Consider the following 18870-nt stretch of genomic DNA (forward strand, 5'->3'; position numbering starts at 1 on the left):
CCTAATAAAAATACTTACATATAATTACACTAAGGCAGTTTGAGCTACATGAATGACAGTGAGTTTTTTGAAGGGATATGGACAGATTTTATAGCCGGATAATGCTGTTTTAACCAACCGGCCATAAACTCCGATCCCGGTTCTTCGCTGGCAATATGGCCCAGTACTATCAGGGCCAGGTTATCACCTTTAGCCTGCGCATCCCTCACATATTCGGCAGTTTCCCATTCCTGTATTTCGCCAACAATTAATACATCTGGTTTCACTTTGCCGGCCTCGGTTATGTGCCTTCGGCCACCTGCGGCACCGGGTAAAAATAAAACCTTCTGGCAGCTTTGCGCGGGGTTGCCAATGTAGCGTACTTTGTTAATGGATAGTTTGTTTTTAAGATAATCAATTAGCGCAGCTAAGCTGGTAGGGGGCAACACCAGTACATTCCCTAAATCGGGCCGGTAATAGGCGCCCCAGTTTAACAGGGTTAGCACGCCCAGGCCTACGCCATCTGGTTTAAGGCTGTGGATGTAATCGTGGTTACGCCAAACGGCAATGTTGTTATCTTTAAGCAGTTTGGCTTTGTATTGGTAAACATCATCGTTGGCCAGCCAGTCGGTTTCATCGGCATGGTTATAAAAAGTAGGCTCGTGGGCTATAATAAAATTGGCGTTTAACGTAATGGCTTGCTTTATCACATCAACAGTGGCAAACATGGTAGTAACAATGCCCGTAACTTTAATATCTAAACTGCCCGATTTTAAAGTATCAACCGTTTTAGGGAAGGGAGCCCCTGCAATTTGGCTGATAAACTTATCGATGATCTGCCCAACGGTAACATCCTCTTTAACATCAAAAAAACTGGCAGCGCTGCCCGCAAATGGGGCGCTTAGTAATGCCGAAGCTACAGCAACTTTGCCAACGTTGGCAATAAATTTACGGCGGCTGTGGTCCTCATTTAAAGGGAAAAATTCTTTTGTTGTATTCATGATGGTATTGTTGGGATTGATCAAATATAGATAATAGGGGTTGAAAAGCGAATATCGAACAATGAATGAAAGTACCTATCTTTATACAATGGCTTTTTGGCACCCTCCTAAACGTTTTTACCAAATAGAAACAAGCAAGATGAAAGATGACCTGCTTAGTTTCTTAGCTCTTAAAATTGAGGTTGCAAAAGAAAATACAGGATTTTCTTCACTGTTTAAATATCCCGATTACAAGTTGGTTACAATTCAAGGCGATATGGTGAAAATTACCGATGCTACTTTGAGTAGTACAAGCTGGAATGTTGCAGGTTCAATAGAAATGAGTTTTGATGATACTGGTGCCGGAACAATAATTACAGCCAGGTTTTTGGAGCGAGACGATCTTTATGGATTTACGTTGACAAGTGCAATAATTGCTGTCGCGGGTATTGCCGGATTTTTTTTTGTTGCAACTTCGCTCTCATATCTTATGATGGCGTTAATTGTTGCAGTTACATGCACAGCTGTTTTCGGGATGATTAAAGTATCTATGAAGTTTACGACCAATGGCCTGATGGCTTATCTGATAGCCGTTTTAATTGACATAGGGGTAACGGGGAGTTTAAAGACAATTACTGATGTAGAATTAAGTTAAACCCCATGCCCCTCACCTTCGCTCATCCGGCTATCATTTTACCCTTAAAACATCTTCCCAAACGCTGGTATTCCTTAACTGGTTTGATAGCCGGCAGCATGACGCCCGATTTTGAATATTTTATCAGGATGCAGGTAAAAAGTAATTATAGCCATACGTTGTCCGGGTTGTTTTGGTTTGATGTGCCCCTGGGTATCTTGCTTAGCTATGTTTACCTGGTGCTGGTAAGGGATGGGTTTATTGATAATTTGCCCCGGTTCCTCAACAGCCGCTTTTCCAAGTATCAATACCTGCCTTTAAATATTTCGTTATTGTCCGTCGCCGTCATGGCGTGTTCGGTTTTTATTGGGTCGGCCTCGCATCTTTTTTGGGATGGCTTTACTCATCCCAAGGGGTATTTTGTTCAACATTTTCCAGCACTTACAAAAACAATGAGCCTCGGGGGGCATCGTGTGTTTATTTATAAGATACTACAACATGGTAGCACGTTCATTGGGTTTGCCGCCATCGCGGCGGTTATTATACCGATGCCCAAAAATGAGGCTGTCAGGACACACACAATCGGCAAATATTGGGTAATAGTAGTGCTTTCTATAGTATTAATAACCATCATAAGGTTATCAATAGGCCTTAAATTACATCAGATTGGGAATTTATTGGTAACGGTTATTGCGGGAGGGTTAATCGGATTAATCGTGGTTTCGCTTATATTAATTAAAAATACCAGGATTAACGTAAGGTAACATTTCTGTTAATTTTATAACCGGAGTGTCCTAATTTCAATCCGGTGTTGCAAAATAAACTTTAGTGCCCTATATTTGCCACCTCATAAGGTAAGTGTTTCTACACTTATTAATTGTGATAAGGTTTAGGTTTAAAGCCCCAAGCAGCGAGTGCGAGGGGCTTTTATTTTGGCCGTTAAATAATTAATACCCACGGGCAAAAAAAATATAACCTTTACAATTTATTTGCGTAATAACAATAAAATACTAATTAAGATGGACTTTGTTATTACCTTTGGAGCAATATTGCTCTCGCTTTGTTTATTGTTAACAGTAAGTATTTTATTCTTTGGCAGTTTAAAATATATTAAAAAACAATACTATCCCAACTGGAAATTTCCTGATGATGTAAACGCGCGATTTACCGAATACCTATACAAAAGAATCGTAAAAAGAGCCGTTCGTTAATCAAATCACAAATTTGTGGTTGATAATTCAGCATAATTTTGCATATTTGCACCGCGAAAAACACGATGGCATGATACCTTGCCACAAAGTCGTTGATTTTACCGATGGTCCTATAGCTCAGCTGGATAGAGCAACAGATTTCTAATCTGTAGGTCTTTGGTTCGAATCCAAATGGGATCACAGTATAAAGCAGGCCAGGTTGGCTTGCTTTTTTTATATAAACCAAAGCCTACTCCTATGTCTTCAGTTTTTGTTAAGTACCGAAAAATTTCACTCGCTGCAAGTATCTATATGTTTTTGTATTTCCTTTACGAGGTGTATGACGGAATTAAAAATATAAGGTCAACCGACAAAACCTTTAAGGCCGAAGGCGTTGGGACATTAATTAACGCTTGTTTTTGTTTATTTGTAGCAACTGTAATTTTTATTTACGTTCGGAAAGCGAACAAAATAGTTAAGGAAGAAAACGTCAGCATATAAGAGTTTCGATAATGACATTGCCTAAAAAAGGACTGAGGAATATTACCGTTGATAATATAAAGTATGCCTGGAGTACAACGGGCACTGATGATGCTATAAGCCTTTCAATAATACCTATGAAGCAACAAAATCGGGTAATAACAGCGTATTTTGAATACCACTCTAAAGTTACGCATGAATGGATTTTACCAGATGGGGGTAAGGGGCAAGGAGCGAAGCAAAAGATTGTTATAACCGGATATATTGTACGCCAGGTAATTTTACACGCTATAGCAAAAGGATGGGAAGCAACTGGCAACATTCCCGTTTTTAATTTGGGATGGATGGACAACGATGTTGATTTGAAAATTGAATAAGAGAATTGAAATTTGTTTCGTTATTATCCAGTGATATAAGATTGAAAAATTGAAGTCCAACGACCGGGTAGGTGTGAATAGTACGGCGTTTCGTGTTTTACGATTGGGATCAAAAATTCACTCCACAAGGTATTTTACATTTCGTTCCATAAACTGCGATGATTTGCGTTCGCAAAGCTGATAAAACTTTGCGGCATAAACCACACTAAAGCTTCCTGATTATAGTATCTTTCAAAGTCCTGACCATAGTTGATTATATGGTTGCCCTGTTTAAATTGACTTTCAATTCCCCAGTGCTGAAGGTCAGCATGTAATTGGGGGCTTTTTTGCTGTTTAAACGTTAAAGTGTCGGTTGTTTGCCTTTGTACGTGTAATGGTGTTCTAATCAAGGATAACCAGATTTGGTTATCGAATAATGCCCCTCCACCAAAAATCAATAATAACGTTTCTGCCAATCCAAAACTAATGAAGGGATAGCATGTGTTTTACTGTTTTTAAGTATTATTAAGTTCACTGTTAATATTATTCCGGCAGTTTTGATAATTCAACAACCTAAATCAAAATTTATCGTAGAAACCTCTAATTAAAAACTCCTAAGTTAAATCTATTTTAAAGAATTATGAATAAGCCTAATACTGCTGTCCTGGTCATTGATGATGAGGAATTAGTTCGGGATAATATCGAAGATATATTGATGCCCAATTATAATGATGAAGAGCAGGAAAATATCGATCAGGCGTTTAATATTCTTTTTGACGTTCCTAAACCACTATTAGGAACCCGTACCCGGGGCATTCCGGAGTTTACTGTTGCCAAAGCACCCAACGGGATGGAAGGCGTTAAGCTGGTAAAAAAAGCTGTTGAAAACGGTACGCCATACGCCGTTATATTTTTAGATATGCGTATGCCCGGATGGAGCGGCCTTGAAACTGCCATGGAAATTAGGAAATACGATGTAAAGGCCGAAATTATTTTCATTACTGCTTTCAGCGACCGCTCTATTGATGAAATTGTTGAGCAGGCAGGCCAAAACGTAGGATATCATTGCAAACCTTACGCGCCGGAAGAGATTATTCAACTGGCTACCAAAGCTGTTACCGATTATAACAAGCTCAGGAATCTTGAAAAGCTGATTGAATCTATTTCTTCCATCGGTTTAAACAAGATGCAGCTGACATCATTGCTGAAAAACATTCTTGACCAGCTGGCCGGCTCGTTAGATACCGACTTGGCCCTGATAGGTAAACTGGATGATGATTTTGCGTACGAAAAAATAATTTCGATAGGTGCGATAGAAGAGAAAATAAACCTGCAGGAATTAATTGCGCGGGTAAAAAGCATAGATATAGAAAAGGACGAGGTAATACAGGTGGATGAGCTTGTTTTAGCGCGCCTGGATACTTATTCGGTATTTGCAGTTCTTAAAAAACAGGAAAGGCTTAAAACCGAAAAAATGTATATGCTGAAGCTTTTTGTTCAAAATGCGGCCCAGGCCATCAGAAATGCCGAGTTAAATGAAAAGCTGATACAAAAAGAAAAATTATCGGCCGTAGGGCAGGTAATTGGCATGGTAATGCATGACCTGCGCACGCCTATTAAAAATATAAAATTGATGACCGAGATGATGCGTGAGGATGGCCTTGAAAGCGACCTGATTGATTTGATTGATAAATCGGCCGAGCAGGCATCATTAATATTTGATGATTTTTTAGATTTTATAAAAAACACCCCTGTTAAAAAAATACCTGTTAACATAAATAAAATTTCATGGGACGCGGTAAAGCAGGTAGAGATAAGGGATGGCGCAGCTGACATTATTATAAATGTTAATGTGCCAGACCCCTTATTTGTAGATGGTGACGAAAGCAAATTGCGCAGAACGTTAAGTAACCTGGTAAACAATGCCGTAGATGCACTTCATGATCGTAAAACGCCTGATGCCACGCTCAATATCAGCGCAGAAGTACAGGGTGATGCGGTGATTATACGCGTAGCCGATAATGGCCCTGGCATTCCTGATGAAATAGCGGGTACTCTTTTTGAGCCATTTGTTACCCGGCAAAAGAAAAACGGAACCGGCCTGGGCCTTGCCATTGTAAAGCAGTTTATAACTGCACACGGCGGCAATATTACAGTGAAAAACGATCAGGGCGCCGTGTTTTTAATTACCCTGCCATTATAGTACCCTAACCTGATATTAAGATGATTGATATTGCATTAAACGGTAATCAACCGGTTGTTAGTGATCCCCATTCGCCGGAAGTTATTGAAGAGCTTACAAAAACAATTGAAACCTACCGGGAGCTGATGCTGGCATCTGATATTGGTGCCTGGGAATATTTTACCGAAACAGGCTTTCTGAATTGTAATGAGGAGTATTTTTTATTGCTGGGCAGGTCAATTAATGAATTTGATACTACGGGCAAAGGTAATTTAAATGAAACATGGATTAATCTTATTCATCCGGAAGACAGGGAAAAAGCAACTGCCCGGTTTGAAGAATATTTAAATAACCCAACCGATAAAATATACGAGAATTTTTTCAGGATGGCACATGCCGATGGCAGCTGGGTGTGGATCTGGTCGCGTGGCCGCTATGTAAATAATAAGCAGGGGAGTAATGCAAAACGGTTAATAGGTACCCATACCGATGTAACGGCATCAAAAAAAGTAGAAGAACAATTGCAGCTTGAAAAAATACTGCTGCGAACCCTTATTGATAATTTGCCCGACACTATTTATATAAAAGATGCTAACGGCCGAAAGATAATAGCCAATGTTGCCGATGTAGCAACCATTGGTGCAAAATCAGAAGCTGATGTAATTGGCAAAACCGACCTCGAATTATTTAATAATGACATTGGCTTACGCGGATATCATGATGATTTAAATGTAATTCAGGAAGGTAAAGCGATAGTAAACAAAGAAGAACTGTTTTTTGACAAGGAAGGCAATAAACACTGGCTGTTAACTTCAAAAGTACCTGTGCGTAATGAAATGGGGCAGGTTGAGCGTATATTGGGCATTGGGCACAACATTACCGAGCGCAAGAAAAATGAAGAAGCGTTAAATAAGCTTAATGAGGAACTAAATCTTCAATCGGAAGAACTGCGCAGCCAGGCGGAGGATTTAAAACTTGCAAACGCGCAGTTGATATCGCAAAAAGAGCAGGAGTTAGAAAAAGCGATAGCACAGGGTAAATTTGAAATTGCATCAGAAGTATTGCACGATATTGGCAATGCGCTGGTAGGCTTTGGATCGTACCTTAACCGGATTAACCGGGTGATGGAGCGGTACAATATTGATACCATTAAAAATCTTGCCTTATTTATAAAAGGGCAGCAAAGCGCACTTGAACTGGCAATTGGTGCCGATAAAGCTAAAGCGCTGGTATCCCTTACAGATAGTATCCATAAATCGCAGGCCGAAAACAAAGGCGAAATTTCAACTGCTGTTACCGAATTGTTGAATATTTTATCGCACATACAGGACATTTTAAGTATTCAGCGCCAGTTTGTTAAAGGGCACGGCGGGTCGCAGGACCGCAAAATGGTAAACCTGGTTAATATCATTGACGATTGTAAGGCTATGCTTCTGGCATCTGCCGATAAAAAAGGCATCCAGTTAAAGGTGGCTGTGGCGCCGGGCGAATATGTTTTAAAAGGCGATCATACCAAATTAATGCAGGTTATTTTAAACGTGCTGAAAAATAGTATTGAAGCTATTGACCTTGAAAAGGACGAAAAAACAATCGAGATTAATTTAAGCACCGCTAATGACTTTTTCGAACTCAGGATGGCCGACAATGGTAAAGGCTTTGATGCCGAAACAGGGAATAAATTCTTCAAAAGAGGGTTTACAACCAAAGAGAGCGGTACCGGGCTGGGCTTATATAATTGTAAATCGATTATTGATAGTCATGATGGCTCATTTCAAATACAAAGCGATGGCCCAAACCTTGGTGCAGTTACAACAATAAAACTACCTTGTAATAGTGTAGCTATACAGGATAAGGCAGCTTTATAAAGCCGTAACAATCATAAACTAATGTTATATTAATTGTGTATTGACGGATAGTCTTCAGCCGGGAGTCTTAAGTTCCAAGTAGAAAGTAAAGCTGACTTTTGACTCAAGACTTTTGACTCAAGACTAATTCAACAACTTATTTATAGCCTGCACCAGCTTATCAATGTCAAAAGGCTTGGGGATATAAATATCGTAGTTGAAATTGGCTAATGAGATGGCCTGGCGATGATAAGCCGAAATAAGTATAACGGGGATATGGTTGGTTTCTTTGGTGCTTTTAATGGTTTGGCAAATTTTACCACCATTCATACCTGGTAACATATAGTCGGTTAGCACAAGGTCGGGTTTGTAGGTTTTTATAGATTCAATAATATCATTAGTATGGGTTAAACCCGTGACCGCAAAATTATGGTAAACCAAAACGTTTTCAATTGTACTTAAAATGTCGGTATCATCCTCAATTACCAAAATGCTTTTCAACATGGATAAAGAAGTTTAGTTAAATATTAATATTACGGTGCTGAAGCTTTAGGCAACTTCAAAAATGGCCTCGGCCTTTTGCCTGTTCATTGGTTTTGATATAAAATCAAACACCAAGGGGTTCGTGCGCGACCGGTTAATGTCCTTAATTGATATCGACGAAGATAGAAGATATATTTTACTTTGCTTAAGTGGATCGATATTTAATCGCCTGAACTCCTCTAAAAAGTCCCACCCATCCATAACGGGCATCGTTAAGTCTAAAAATATATAATCTGGAAAAAGATGAGGTTCGGTTTTGCTGATATGCATTAGTTTGGCAATAGCGCTTCGGGCGTCGCTGCAGGCATCTATCCTTGAATTTGACATTACCCTTTTTACCACCTTTTCAAAAATAATATTATCAATCTCGCCGTCATCTATCACCAGGATATTGGAGGCCATGTTTTTTTGATCCATTGAAATTAAACTAATATTTGCGAAAATGTTTGTTAAGGAAAAAGTTTCCTTTTGGTTTAATCTGTTTTAATTATAGGGGAATAAAAACAGGACTATGCAAAAGCTAATTTAGTTATTTAAGATTAAAATAAAAAAACACTTATTGGTTAAATACCCCGTTTTTTAACGGGGTATGCAATAGGTGTTTTAACGGGGTGTATAACATCCCTATGTTAAGTATGGTCTTCGCACACAATCTGTTACCCGGTTAATAAATATAAACGCGTTGGTATGCAGTGCCTCCTTCAATCGACTTAAATACTGCTTCGTTAACCTGCATAACGATGTTTTTTATCGTTTAAACTTTTCTCTCTTTTCATTTTAGTGTCTCTTGCGGTATTGCTAAGCTATAAAATCTGATGTATTTAAGATTATTAATTAGTTTTATTTATTTAATAAAATTAGGTAAGACTAATTATTTTTATTTGTTTTGTGCTTTGAATAAAAATCAATCTGCAATCAAATGAAAATATGGTACTTGTTTTTGATACTCTTACTACCATCAGTAAGTGCTTTAGCCCAGGTTAGTGTGTTAAAAGGCCGCCTCACAACAGGCAGCGAACCGCTGGCCTATGGCTCGGTTACTATAGTAGGCACTACAATAGGTACCACGGCCAACCAAAAAGGTTATTACCAGTTACAAAATATTGCCCCCGGCAGCTACGAGGTGTCTTTTTCGGCTATTGGGTATCTCCCCGAAAAATTAAGGGTAACTATTGCCAAACAACAAACCGTAATTTTAAACAGCAACCTGAAAGAGAGTTACTCTAAACTGAACGAAGTGGTTATTACCGGCGTATCGCGGGCTACCGAGTTGCGGCGCAACCCCGTGCCGATTGCTGTGATGACCAAAAAGGAGATGAACATGAATGTGAACAATAATATTATTGATGCCATAGTAAAGGGGGTGCCCGGCGTAAGCGCCGTTACTACAGGGCCCAACATCTCAAAACCCTTTATAAGGGGATTGGGTTATAACCGGGTATTAACGTTATATGATGGCATCAGGCAGGAGGGGCAGCAATGGGGGGATGAACATGGCATCGAGATAGATCAGTATGGTATTGGCAGGGCCGAAGTGATAAAAGGCCCGGCCAGCTTAACCTACGGCTCGGATGCAATTGCCGGTGTTATTAACCTGATCCCCGCTATACCCAACGGGGCGGACAGCGTATTAAAAGGCGACTACGTTGCCGATTACCATACCAACAACGGGATGATTGGCACATCACTTGGCCTGGCTTACAAAAATAAAAACTGGCAATATACTTTTAGGGCCACAGCCAAGGCAGCACATGATTACCGCGATAAAATTGACGGGTTGGTTTACAACACCGGCTTCAGGGAATACAATTTATCGGGTATGGTTAGGGTTGAAAAAAAATGGGGCTACTCGCAAATAGCGGCAACTATATATGATAACCGACAGGAAATTCCCGATGGTAGCCGCGATTCACTTACCCGGCAGTTTACCAAACAGGTAAATGAGCTTGCCGCTGATAATATCAAAAACAGGCCTGTGGTTAGCAGTAATGAATTAAATTCATACAGCATAGCGCCGCTTCACCAGCGTATTCAGCATTATCGTATTTATACCCACAACCAGGTTAAACTGGGCAATAGCAGCCTTGATGCAACGCTTGGGCTGCAGCAAAGCATCCGCAGGGAATATAATCACCCTACCCAGGCTCAGCAGGCCGGTTTGTATGTAGTACTTAATACCCTTAATTACGATTTGAAATACAATTTACCCGCATTTGCCGGCGTTGAAAGTACTGTGGGTATTAACGGTATGTACCAGGCCAACCGCAGCAGGGCGGCTACCGATTTCCCGATACCCGATTATAACCTGTTTGATGCCGGCGCGTTTATCTTCGGCAAAAAAAGTTTTGGTAAGCTTGATGTTTCGGGCGGCCTAAGGTATGATAACCGCCACATCAAGTGGAATGATTTTTATGTTGGGCCTGATGCCGTCAATGGCTTTGAGCACCAGGTTAAACTGCCCGATACAACGGGCGCCCATCTCCAGTTCCCGGCGTTTAAGCATATTTACAAAGGCCTTTCGGGCAGCCTGGGGCTCACTTACAATGTTAACGAAAGGCTGCTGCTTAAAGCCAACATTGGCAGGGGTTACCGGGCACCCAATATTACCGAAATTGGCTCCAACGGCCTTGACCCCGGCGCGCACATTGTTTACCTGGGCGACAGGAACTTTAATCCCGAGTTTAGTTTACAGGAAGACCTGGGTATAATTGCTTACCTGAAGGATGCCGATCTTATTGCCGAATTTTTTAACAACCAAGTTGATAATTACATTTATCAGGCTAAGCTAACCGATGCCGCCGGTAACCCGGTAATAATTGTTCCGGGTAACAGCACCTATCAGTACCAGCAATCAAAGGCCCGGCTTTATGGTGCCGAGTTTACGGTTAACCTGCATCCGCAGAAGCTAAAATGGCTGGCATTTAATAATAGTGTGGCCTATGTTACGGGTATTAATCAAAATCAGCAGCTTATTCAAAAATCAAATGGTGCGGCAAAGTACCTGCCTTTTATCCCCCCGCTGCACCTGCGCAGCGAGGTAAAGATTACCCTGCAACAGGCTTATGGGGTGTTTTCAAAAATATGGTTTAAAACAGGGGCCGACGCTTATGCCGCCCAAAACCGTTTTTACGCCCTTGATAATACCGAAACAGCTACGCCCGGCTATACGCTTATCAACATAGGTATGGGTACAACAATAAAACGAAAGTCGGAAAAATCCTTTTGCGAGCTTTTTTTACAACTAGATAATTTGTTCGACGTTGCCTATCAATCCAACCTGAACAGGCTAAAATATTTTGAATACTACACAGCTTCACCCAATGGCCGGCTGGGTATTTACAATATTGGCCGCAATGTGAGTTTCAAAGCGATATTTCCGTTTTGATAAATAGGGATTATTATTTAACCAACTTTAGCCTGGTTGATGATTTTTCAACGTCTTTAAGGCTGAGGCGAAGAAAATAGCCGCATTGGCTTGCTGTTTCGCACATTTCAACATCATCTATCACATAGGTCCAGTCGCCATTTTTAAAGGTATATGTCCAGCCGCCCTGGGTACCTTGTGCTTCTTCTACGCCATTGTTTAGCACCAGGTCGGGTTTTGTCGAGGTTGGGCGGCCCTGGCTCCAGGATACATACCTCAGTTTTTGGCCAACCCTGTCGATACGGATCAGTAACTTGGGCGATTGTAATAGCAATACATTCTCGTCCCAATGGCTTACTGTTGGATATATTTTGCTTTGAATTTCTTTTGTCAGCTGATTTTTCAGGTCGGTTTCCCGCCTGGAGCTGTAATTAACGGCTTGTATTCGGCCATCACTATTTAACCATATGTCGCCGTCAAATGAGCCGCCAACCAGACCATATTCGCCATGATGATCAAATACATCACTATCGGCAAACAGTACTATTTTTTTCTTAAAAGCATCATCAAACAAAACAGGGAAATAAGCTACAAATTCATTGGCATTGGCGATGCTTTTTAGCGGGTTTTGTCGTTTTAAGGGATAGGCCACCAATTTTGATAATTCCTGCGCTTTATCGGCCTTTATCAACCTAAATATTTCTTTGTATCTTTTTATGATGAAAGCCGGCGCCTGGGCCTGGGCTCCCGGGATAATAAATAAAAACAGGGCTGCGCAGATGATATTTTTCATTGGTTTAGTGCAAATTAACACCGCTAAGAACGGTTTTTAAAGATACATATGTATCTTTAATTGATAAAGCTTATTTACTATTTCAATCAGGAGGGATGAAAAACGCTGACATTACCAATCCGCTTTTCCGGCAGGCGGTGGAAGCTATCGAAAATGGCGATATTGGATTATTAACTATTTTGATAGCTGAAAACCGACAGTTGGTACAGGATAAACTTGATCTTCCCGAACCCGGCTATTTTCAAGATCCTTACCTGCTTTGGTTTGTGGCCGATAATCCTATCCGCAATAGCACGCTACCTCCAAATATTGCTGATGTTACTCAATTGCTCGTAGGTTTTGTAAAAGAATTTGCTGCCGGTACCATGCAGCATCAGTTGGATTATGCCCTTGGCCTGGTAGCAACCGGCAGGATTCCCCGTGAATGCGGTGTGCAAATAGCTTTAATGGATGTATTGATTGATGCCGGCGCAAAACCGGGTGGCGGTTTGGGCGCATTGGCGCACGGTAATTTTGATGCCGCCTCACACTTAATCAAACGTGGCGGCAAGCTTACACTGGCAGCAGCCATAGGGCTGGATAGGATGGACGATGTAATCCGTTTTACTGCCGGGGCAGATAAAGCCGAATTATTGGTAGCCTTAACGGTTGCCGGTTTCTACGGTAAACCGCACATGGTAACCTACCTGTTAAACCTCGGTGCCGACCCGAACGGTTACCCGGAAAATAACAAGGGTTTTCACAGCCATGCTACACCGCTACACCAGGCTGTATATTCCGGCTCATTGGAGTGTGTAAAGCTGTTGGTTGAGGCAGGCGCGAGGCTGGATATGCCCGACAAGGTTTATAATGGCACACCGCTCGGCTGGGCGCTGCACATGCAAAATGACGAAAGCCCGAACGAAGAAGCCAGGAAGAATTTTGCGGAAATAGCGGAGTATTTGAGGAGATAGCCTCAAACAAACCCGCCCCGGAAGAAGGATTTAGCATTAATTCTCCCCAGTCGAGGGGCAGGGAAACCGGCTTTAAACTTTTTTACTTCATATAATAGCATTTTAATGCGGATACAGGTAACCCCTACGGGGCATAATAGGAATTTAGATGATATTGCTACAAATGGGTTGCCTCTACGAGGCATAATACACCCTGTAAATACATAAAAGGATTATCTAAAAAACTGTAAACTTTTTTTAGGACGATACAATACGAAATAAAAGGCGCTTGCCTCGTAGAGGCAACCTATTTGTAGAACACAATGTCAAATTTCTTTTATGCCCCGTAGGGGCTACCTTTCTTTCTACATCGGAATTTTTGAAAGGGATTCCCTGCAACCCGGGGGGTATAGGATGCTTGTCTATTTTGTAGCTAAATTCTACTAACAGCACAACTTTTTGCTCTATCTTTATGGCACCTGATTATCTATATTTTTATGCCCATCCCAATTAAAAAGATACTCGTTAAAACGCTCAAAATTACGGGTATTACCCTGGTGAGCCTTTTGGTATTAATGTTTTTACTGCCATACCTGTTCCCTCAAACTATTACCAATAAAATAAAGCAGTGGGCAGGCAGCAGCATTAACGGCAAGCTCAATTTCTCTGGCACAAGCCTATCCTTCTTTAAAAAGTTTCCGGCGCTTACACTTACCCTGGATGATTTTTCGCTCAATGGCAGCGCCCCTTTTCAGAACGATACGCTGGTAGCAGCAAAAGAAATTTCGCTGGCTATTGATCTTTCCTCGGTGTTTAAAAGTAAAATCAACATTAACCGCGTTTACCTGAGCAAAGCCACCATCAATATCCAGGTAGATAGCGCGGGGCACGGCAACTATAACGTGTACAAGGCCAAACCCGCCCAACCGGCGCAGGCTGCAGATACCGCAAGCGCATCATTAGGCATTGAGCAGATACTGATTGAAAAAAGCCACCTGGTTTATAACGATAAATCGATGCCGTTGCTGGTTGATGCCCGCGATTTTAACTACCAGGGCAGGGGCGACCTGAGCAAAGATGTATTTGACCTTTATACCCATACCGAGATAGGCTCGATTGATTTTAGTTACGGCGGCCAAAACTACATTTACCATAAAAAAGTAAACGCCGATTTGGTTACCAGCATTAACACCAAATCGCTTGCTTTTGTATTTCAAAAAAACGACCTCATGATCAATGCGTTGCCGGTTGATTTTAAGGGCAAGTTTGAGTTTTTGAAAGATGGTTACGATATGGATTTCAGGATCAAATCTGATCAGCAGGACCTGAGCGATATTTTTACCGCGCTGCCTGCCCAATATGCCAAATGGACTGATGATACCGAGCTGAATGGTAACGGGAAGATCACCATGTCGCTTGTTGGCAAGTACATAGCCGCCACCAAGCAAATGCCCGATCTTGATTTCAGTATGAAAATCCGCGATGGTTATATCGCCAATAAAAAAACACCCGAGCCGGTAAAAAATCTGTACCTGAATATGGAGGCTAAAGTACCGGGCTGTAATCCCGATAGCCTGGATCTGAATATCGATTCGGTGTATTTTAATATCGGCAGGGATTACTTCGGATCGGTTATTAAGGTGAAGGGCATTAAATCGCCGCAGATCTTCGCCAAAATTAATACCGAGATTGACCTGGAAAAATGGAACAAAGCTTTTGGAGTAAAGGCTTTTGATGTAAAGGGCCGCTACTCGCTGCACATGGTAGCCGAAGGTAAATACGCCACCGGAATCAGGAAAACAGGCATCAGGCATCATATCGATACTGTGGTTACAAGTATCCCTAAGTTTAGATTGCGTTCTGCCTTCCGGAACGGCTATTTTAAATATGCCAAACTGCCCGAGGCCATGAAAAACGTGAGCTTTGACCTTGATGCCAACTGCCCCGACCAAAACCCGGCCCATGCCACCATGGCCATGACCAACCTGAACATTAACGCGCTGAACAACTACGTTAAAGGTTATTTAAAACTAAGCAATACCGCAGGTGCCTTAATTGACGCCGACCTGAAAGCAAAATTCGACCTGGCCGATATCAAAAAGTTTTACCCGGTTGATAGCATCGGTTTGCGTGGCAACCTGGATGCCGATGTACAAACCAAAGGCAGGTATATCCCGGCCAAAAGAATATTCCCGGTTACCAACGCGCAGATTGATTTGCATGGCGGTTACATCCAAACCAAATATTACCCCCACCCGGTTGAAAACCTGGAGATCAGCACAGCAATCAGCAACAATACCGGGTCATTAAAAGGCCTTAAGGTGAATATTAAACCGGTATCGTTCACCTTTGAAGGGCAGCCCTTTATGCTGAAAGCCAACCTTAAAAACTTTGATAACCTGGATTATAGCATCAAATCGCGCGGATCGTTGGATATTGGTAAAATTTACAAGGTGTTTGCCATGGCAGGATACAATGTAAAAGGGCTTATCACCACCAACCTGTCCCTTAAAGGTAAACAAAGCGATGCTACAGCCGGCAGGTATGATCAGTTGGCCAACTCGGGCACCATGAAGGTTAAAGATTTAATTTTAACATCCGAGCTGTTCCCCAAGCCATTCCTTATCAAAACAGGTTTGTTTAGCTTTAACCAGGATAAAATGAAGTTCGATCAGTTTACCGCTAATTATGGTAAATCGGTTATTGTGCTTAACGGCGCGTTATCCAACGTGATAGATTATGCTGTAAAACCCAATTCGCCGTTAAAGGGCGAGTTTAATTTAAGCAGCGGCCTTATCATTGCCGATGATTTTACAGCTTTTGCCAGTGGCCCCTCTACCCCGAAAGCGGCCAAATCGGGCGTTATCCTGGTACCTGCCAACCTCGATCTGAATTTTACAGCCGATGTTAAAAAGGTAAAATATAATGGCCTGGATATCAACGATGCCAAAGGCCAAATGAGCGTAAGCAAAGGCCAGATAGTTTTAAAACAAACCGGCTTTACCATGATAGGCGCGCCTGTGGTAATGGATGCCACCTACGGCAGCATAAGCCCGCAAAAAGCTTATTTTGATTACCATATTGATGCCAAAGATTTTGACATTAAAAGGGCTTACAAGGAGGTAAAACTATTTCATGACATGGCCACATCTGCCGCAAGTGCCGAGGGTATTGTATCGTTGGATTATAAACTAAGCGGCAAGCTTAACAGCGATATGAAACCTATTTACCCATCGCTGAAGGGTGGGGGAGTACTCTCTGTTAAAAAGGTAAAGGTAAAAGGTTTTAAACTATTTAGCGCTGTGGGTAAAACAACCGGGCGCGATAGCCTGGGCGGCAAAAACGATGTAAGCAAGGTTGATATTAAAACCACCATAGCCAACAACATCATCACCATTCAGCGTACCAAAATGAGGATGGCCGGCTTCCGCCCGAGGTTTGAGGGGCAGGTAAGTTTTGATGGCAAGCTAAACCTGCAATTTCGCCTTGGCCTGCCACCGTTGGGTATCTTTGGTATCCCAATGACTATTACCGGTACCCAGGAAAAGCCGATAGTTCATTTAGGCAAGGGTAAAAAAGAGGACGAATTAAAAGAGACGCCGGAGGGGGAATAGGGCAAGTGCAATACAGTATGCCGATGAAGAAAATATTTGTTTTTGTGGTGGTTACCATGTTAAATCTGGTACTGTTTTTTGTGCTCCAGATCATAGGTCAATTTGCCCACTTTTTTATTTATGGCGAAAGCGCGTCGGCCGATAAATATACCATTTGGGTTTCATTGGCTTTTTTAATTATTCACATGGCTATTTTGATGGCTTTGCTTTGGCGACGGATTATTGTAAAGTCAACGGCGCTTTATATCGTAACTACGGTATCGGTTATTGCCATGTTCATTTATATGAATTTTATCTTAGGAGGATAGAGGGGCTACGGGATACTTAAAACAATATTGAAAAATAATAAATTCCTGTAAATCAAGTGATTGATATTTTTTGTTTATGTCAAAATACCATTTTATGCACCAAATCGCAACAAAAAAGCAAATTCGGTGGTACTTAAATGGGAATGCATTATGCAGTAAATTGATTGTGATTGTTTGATTATCAATATATTAAAATAGATAGCGTTTTGATAACAACAGGCTGCGAACTTGCTTTTGTTTCCCTTTTAAGCCTGTAATTATGAAAAGTAATTTCCATCTGCTTTTTTACCTGAGAAAGCAAAAAGCTACAAAGGCTGCGTAAGGAAACTGGGCGTTGAGTGAAATTCAGCCCTGGAATAGTGCAGGAAGCATATTTGCACATGTTTTCAATTTAATCGTAACTTAGTTTTTTAATAGCGAACTATGTTTTTAAAGCAAATTACCCTTCATAACTTCAAATGTCTTGAAGACATCACTTTGTCTTTCAGGCATGACGGCGATTCGAACAGGAAGTGGACGCTCATTCTCGGCGAGAATGGCACCGGTAAAAGTAATTTGCTGAAAGCGATTGCGCTGATTACCTGCGGCAGCAATGCGCTCGGTGAACTATTAGGCAATGCAAATAGCTGGATCAGGAATGGCGCACGAAAATGCACGGTCGATGCGATCATTGAGACCAAGAAGAATGAAGAGCGGAGTATTTCGCTGACCATCAAGAGGGATGATACACTTTCGGATGTGATCCTCAATAATCGCAAGTCGCTGGAATTAATTGACAACGCGATCTTTCATGCCGATAGAAATTATTTCGTAGTCGCCTATGGCGCGAGTCGCCGCCTTTCGGCAGATTCGCTCAGTTTGGAAAAGGCTAAATACGGTCGCTATAACAATGTCCGGAATCTATTTTACAACAACTACCCACTTAATAACCTTACCAGTTGGATAATCGACCTGGATTATCAATCCGGCGAGTCCGGGTTGGATATTGTCAAAAACACGCTCAACGATTTTTTGCCGGGAACTACATTTCACGAAATCGATAAAATGAAAAAGCAGGTCCTGTTTGAAACATCAGACGGGATCGTTCCGCTTGACCAATTGAGCGATGGTTACCAGAACATGGCTGCCTGGATAGGTGATTTGTTATATCGCGTGACACAAAACTTTCATAATAATATAGATCCGCTTCAAGCCCGTGGTGTATTGCTCATTGATGAAGTCGATCTGCACCTGCATCCGAGATGGCAGCGTAATTTGCTCGAATTCATCAGTAAGAAATTGCCGAACTTTCAGGTGATCGGGACAACGCATTCCCCGCTTACGGCGCAGCAGGCGGACGTTCATGAACTGTACGCGTTGAAACGGAACGAAAAGAATAGGGTTAAACTGATCCCCTTCAAAGGCTCACCGCGCAATCTGCTTATTAACCAACTGCTCATGACGCCGGTTTTTGGACTGGAAACAGACGAATCGCTGGAGATTGAGAATACCAAAAAAGAATACGAATCGCTAAAAAAACGGATAAAAAGCCTCAACGCTCAGGAAAAGGAGCATTTCGAAGAAGTAAAACTCACGCTTCAGAAAAACCTGCCTATCCGGGATATGCCACCTTATTCGCAGAAGGAATTCGATTTATTGGAAAAGATCGAGTCACAGTTAAGCAGCCGTTAA

At 41.7% G+C, this 18870-nt stretch carries 15 protein-coding genes and 1 tRNA gene; 11 read left to right on the plus strand and 5 right to left on the minus strand.

Annotated features, from left to right (window positions below):
• Positions 1-44 precede the first annotated feature (44 nt).
• Positions 45-980 (minus strand): Nif3-like dinuclear metal center hexameric protein, encoded by a 936-nt coding sequence (locus FSB76_RS20845; protein WP_147056750.1) that lies wholly within the window; start codon positions 978-980, stop codon positions 45-47.
• A 61-nt stretch (positions 981-1041) separates the two neighbouring features.
• Here FSB76_RS20845 and FSB76_RS20850 point away from each other — a divergent pair, with 61 nt between their 5' ends.
• From FSB76_RS20850 to FSB76_RS20865, 4 genes are all read left to right on the plus strand, one after another.
• On the plus strand, positions 1042-1614 hold the full coding sequence (locus FSB76_RS20850; RefSeq protein WP_147056752.1) for a hypothetical protein: 573 nt from the start codon (positions 1042-1044) through the stop codon (positions 1612-1614).
• A 5-nt stretch (positions 1615-1619) separates the two neighbouring features.
• Entirely contained in the window at positions 1620-2357 is a 738-nt protein-coding gene (locus FSB76_RS20855) for a DUF4184 family protein (protein WP_147056754.1), read from the plus strand.
• A gap of 553 nt (positions 2358-2910) precedes the next feature.
• Positions 2911-2984, plus strand: a tRNA-Arg gene (locus FSB76_RS20860).
• A 311-nt stretch (positions 2985-3295) separates the two neighbouring features.
• Positions 3296-3640: a hypothetical protein gene (locus tag FSB76_RS20865; RefSeq protein ID WP_147056756.1), complete on the plus strand. Its 345-nt coding sequence runs from the start codon at positions 3296-3298 to the stop codon at positions 3638-3640.
• A 134-nt stretch (positions 3641-3774) separates the two neighbouring features.
• Here FSB76_RS20865 and FSB76_RS20870 read toward each other — a convergent pair whose 3' ends face one another.
• Positions 3775-4095: a hypothetical protein gene (locus tag FSB76_RS20870; protein ID WP_147056758.1), complete on the minus strand. Its 321-nt coding sequence runs from the start codon at positions 4093-4095 to the stop codon at positions 3775-3777.
• Between the two features lie 164 nt (positions 4096-4259).
• Here FSB76_RS20870 and FSB76_RS20875 point away from each other — a divergent pair, with 164 nt between their 5' ends.
• Both FSB76_RS20875 and FSB76_RS20880 read left to right on the plus strand, forming a co-directional pair.
• Entirely contained in the window at positions 4260-5822 is a 1563-nt protein-coding gene (locus FSB76_RS20875; RefSeq protein ID WP_147056760.1) for a hybrid sensor histidine kinase/response regulator, read from the plus strand.
• A gap of 20 nt (positions 5823-5842) precedes the next feature.
• Positions 5843-7666 (plus strand): PAS domain S-box protein, encoded by a 1824-nt coding sequence (locus tag FSB76_RS20880; RefSeq protein WP_147056762.1) that lies wholly within the window; start codon positions 5843-5845, stop codon positions 7664-7666.
• A 123-nt stretch (positions 7667-7789) separates the two neighbouring features.
• Here the strand turns inward: FSB76_RS20880 and FSB76_RS20885 are convergent, their stop codons facing one another.
• Together FSB76_RS20885 and FSB76_RS20890 are read right to left on the minus strand one after the other, a co-directional pair.
• Entirely contained in the window at positions 7790-8149 is a 360-nt protein-coding gene (locus FSB76_RS20885) for a response regulator (RefSeq protein ID WP_147056764.1), read from the minus strand.
• Positions 8150-8194: 45 nt separating this feature from the next.
• Positions 8195-8605 (minus strand): response regulator, encoded by a 411-nt coding sequence (locus FSB76_RS20890; protein ID WP_147056766.1) that lies wholly within the window; start codon positions 8603-8605, stop codon positions 8195-8197.
• Between the two features lie 502 nt (positions 8606-9107).
• Here FSB76_RS20890 and FSB76_RS20895 point away from each other — a divergent pair.
• Complete coding sequence (locus FSB76_RS20895; protein ID WP_147056768.1) at positions 9108-11573, plus strand: TonB-dependent receptor; 2466 nt, start codon at positions 9108-9110, stop codon at positions 11571-11573.
• Between the two features lie 13 nt (positions 11574-11586).
• On the opposite strand, the gene FSB76_RS20900 is transcribed toward FSB76_RS20895, so the two are convergent.
• Positions 11587-12345 (minus strand): hypothetical protein, encoded by a 759-nt coding sequence (locus tag FSB76_RS20900; protein ID WP_147056770.1) that lies wholly within the window; start codon positions 12343-12345, stop codon positions 11587-11589.
• A gap of 95 nt (positions 12346-12440) precedes the next feature.
• Here FSB76_RS20900 and FSB76_RS20905 point away from each other — a divergent pair, with 95 nt between their 5' ends.
• The 4 genes from FSB76_RS20905 to FSB76_RS20920 all read left to right on the plus strand — a co-directional run bounded on the left by FSB76_RS20905 (position 12441) and on the right by FSB76_RS20920 (position 18870).
• Positions 12441-13298, plus strand: a complete 858-nt coding sequence (locus FSB76_RS20905) for an ankyrin repeat domain-containing protein (RefSeq protein ID WP_147056772.1) — start codon at positions 12441-12443, stop codon at positions 13296-13298.
• 476 nt (positions 13299-13774) lie between these two features.
• On the plus strand, positions 13775-16891 hold the full coding sequence (locus FSB76_RS20910; protein WP_147056775.1) for an AsmA family protein: 3117 nt from the start codon (positions 13775-13777) through the stop codon (positions 16889-16891).
• 23 nt (positions 16892-16914) lie between these two features.
• Positions 16915-17199, plus strand: coding sequence for a hypothetical protein (locus FSB76_RS20915; protein ID WP_147056777.1), 285 nt, complete (start codon positions 16915-16917; stop codon positions 17197-17199).
• A 423-nt stretch (positions 17200-17622) separates the two neighbouring features.
• Positions 17623-18870 (plus strand): AAA family ATPase, encoded by a 1248-nt coding sequence (locus FSB76_RS20920; protein ID WP_147056779.1) that lies wholly within the window; start codon positions 17623-17625, stop codon positions 18868-18870.

It is taken from the genome of Mucilaginibacter ginsenosidivorax (assembly GCF_007971525.1).
GTDB lineage: Bacteria > Bacteroidota > Bacteroidia > Sphingobacteriales > Sphingobacteriaceae > Mucilaginibacter > Mucilaginibacter ginsenosidivorax.

Coding starts and splice junctions, on each gene's coding strand:
- FSB76_RS20845 (WP_147056750.1), bottom strand. CDS start 980: ATGAATACAACAAAAGAATTTTTCCCTTTAAATGAGGACCACAGCCGC.
- FSB76_RS20850 (WP_147056752.1), top strand. CDS start 1,042: ATGAATGAAAGTACCTATCTTTATACAATGGCTTTTTGGCACCCTCCT.
- FSB76_RS20855 (WP_147056754.1), top strand. CDS start 1,620: ATGCCCCTCACCTTCGCTCATCCGGCTATCATTTTACCCTTAAAACAT.
- FSB76_RS20865 (WP_147056756.1), top strand. CDS start 3,296: ATGACATTGCCTAAAAAAGGACTGAGGAATATTACCGTTGATAATATA.
- FSB76_RS20875 (WP_147056760.1), top strand. CDS start 4,260: ATGAATAAGCCTAATACTGCTGTCCTGGTCATTGATGATGAGGAATTA.
- FSB76_RS20880 (WP_147056762.1), top strand. CDS start 5,843: ATGATTGATATTGCATTAAACGGTAATCAACCGGTTGTTAGTGATCCC.
- FSB76_RS20885 (WP_147056764.1), bottom strand. CDS start 8,149: ATGTTGAAAAGCATTTTGGTAATTGAGGATGATACCGACATTTTAAGT.
- FSB76_RS20890 (WP_147056766.1), bottom strand. CDS start 8,605: ATGGATCAAAAAAACATGGCCTCCAATATCCTGGTGATAGATGACGGC.
- FSB76_RS20895 (WP_147056768.1), top strand. CDS start 9,108: ATGAAAATATGGTACTTGTTTTTGATACTCTTACTACCATCAGTAAGT.
- FSB76_RS20900 (WP_147056770.1), bottom strand. CDS start 12,345: ATGAAAAATATCATCTGCGCAGCCCTGTTTTTATTTATTATCCCGGGA.
- FSB76_RS20905 (WP_147056772.1), top strand. CDS start 12,441: ATGAAAAACGCTGACATTACCAATCCGCTTTTCCGGCAGGCGGTGGAA.
- FSB76_RS20910 (WP_147056775.1), top strand. CDS start 13,775: ATGCCCATCCCAATTAAAAAGATACTCGTTAAAACGCTCAAAATTACG.
- FSB76_RS20915 (WP_147056777.1), top strand. CDS start 16,915: ATGAAGAAAATATTTGTTTTTGTGGTGGTTACCATGTTAAATCTGGTA.
- FSB76_RS20920 (WP_147056779.1), top strand. CDS start 17,623: ATGTTTTTAAAGCAAATTACCCTTCATAACTTCAAATGTCTTGAAGAC.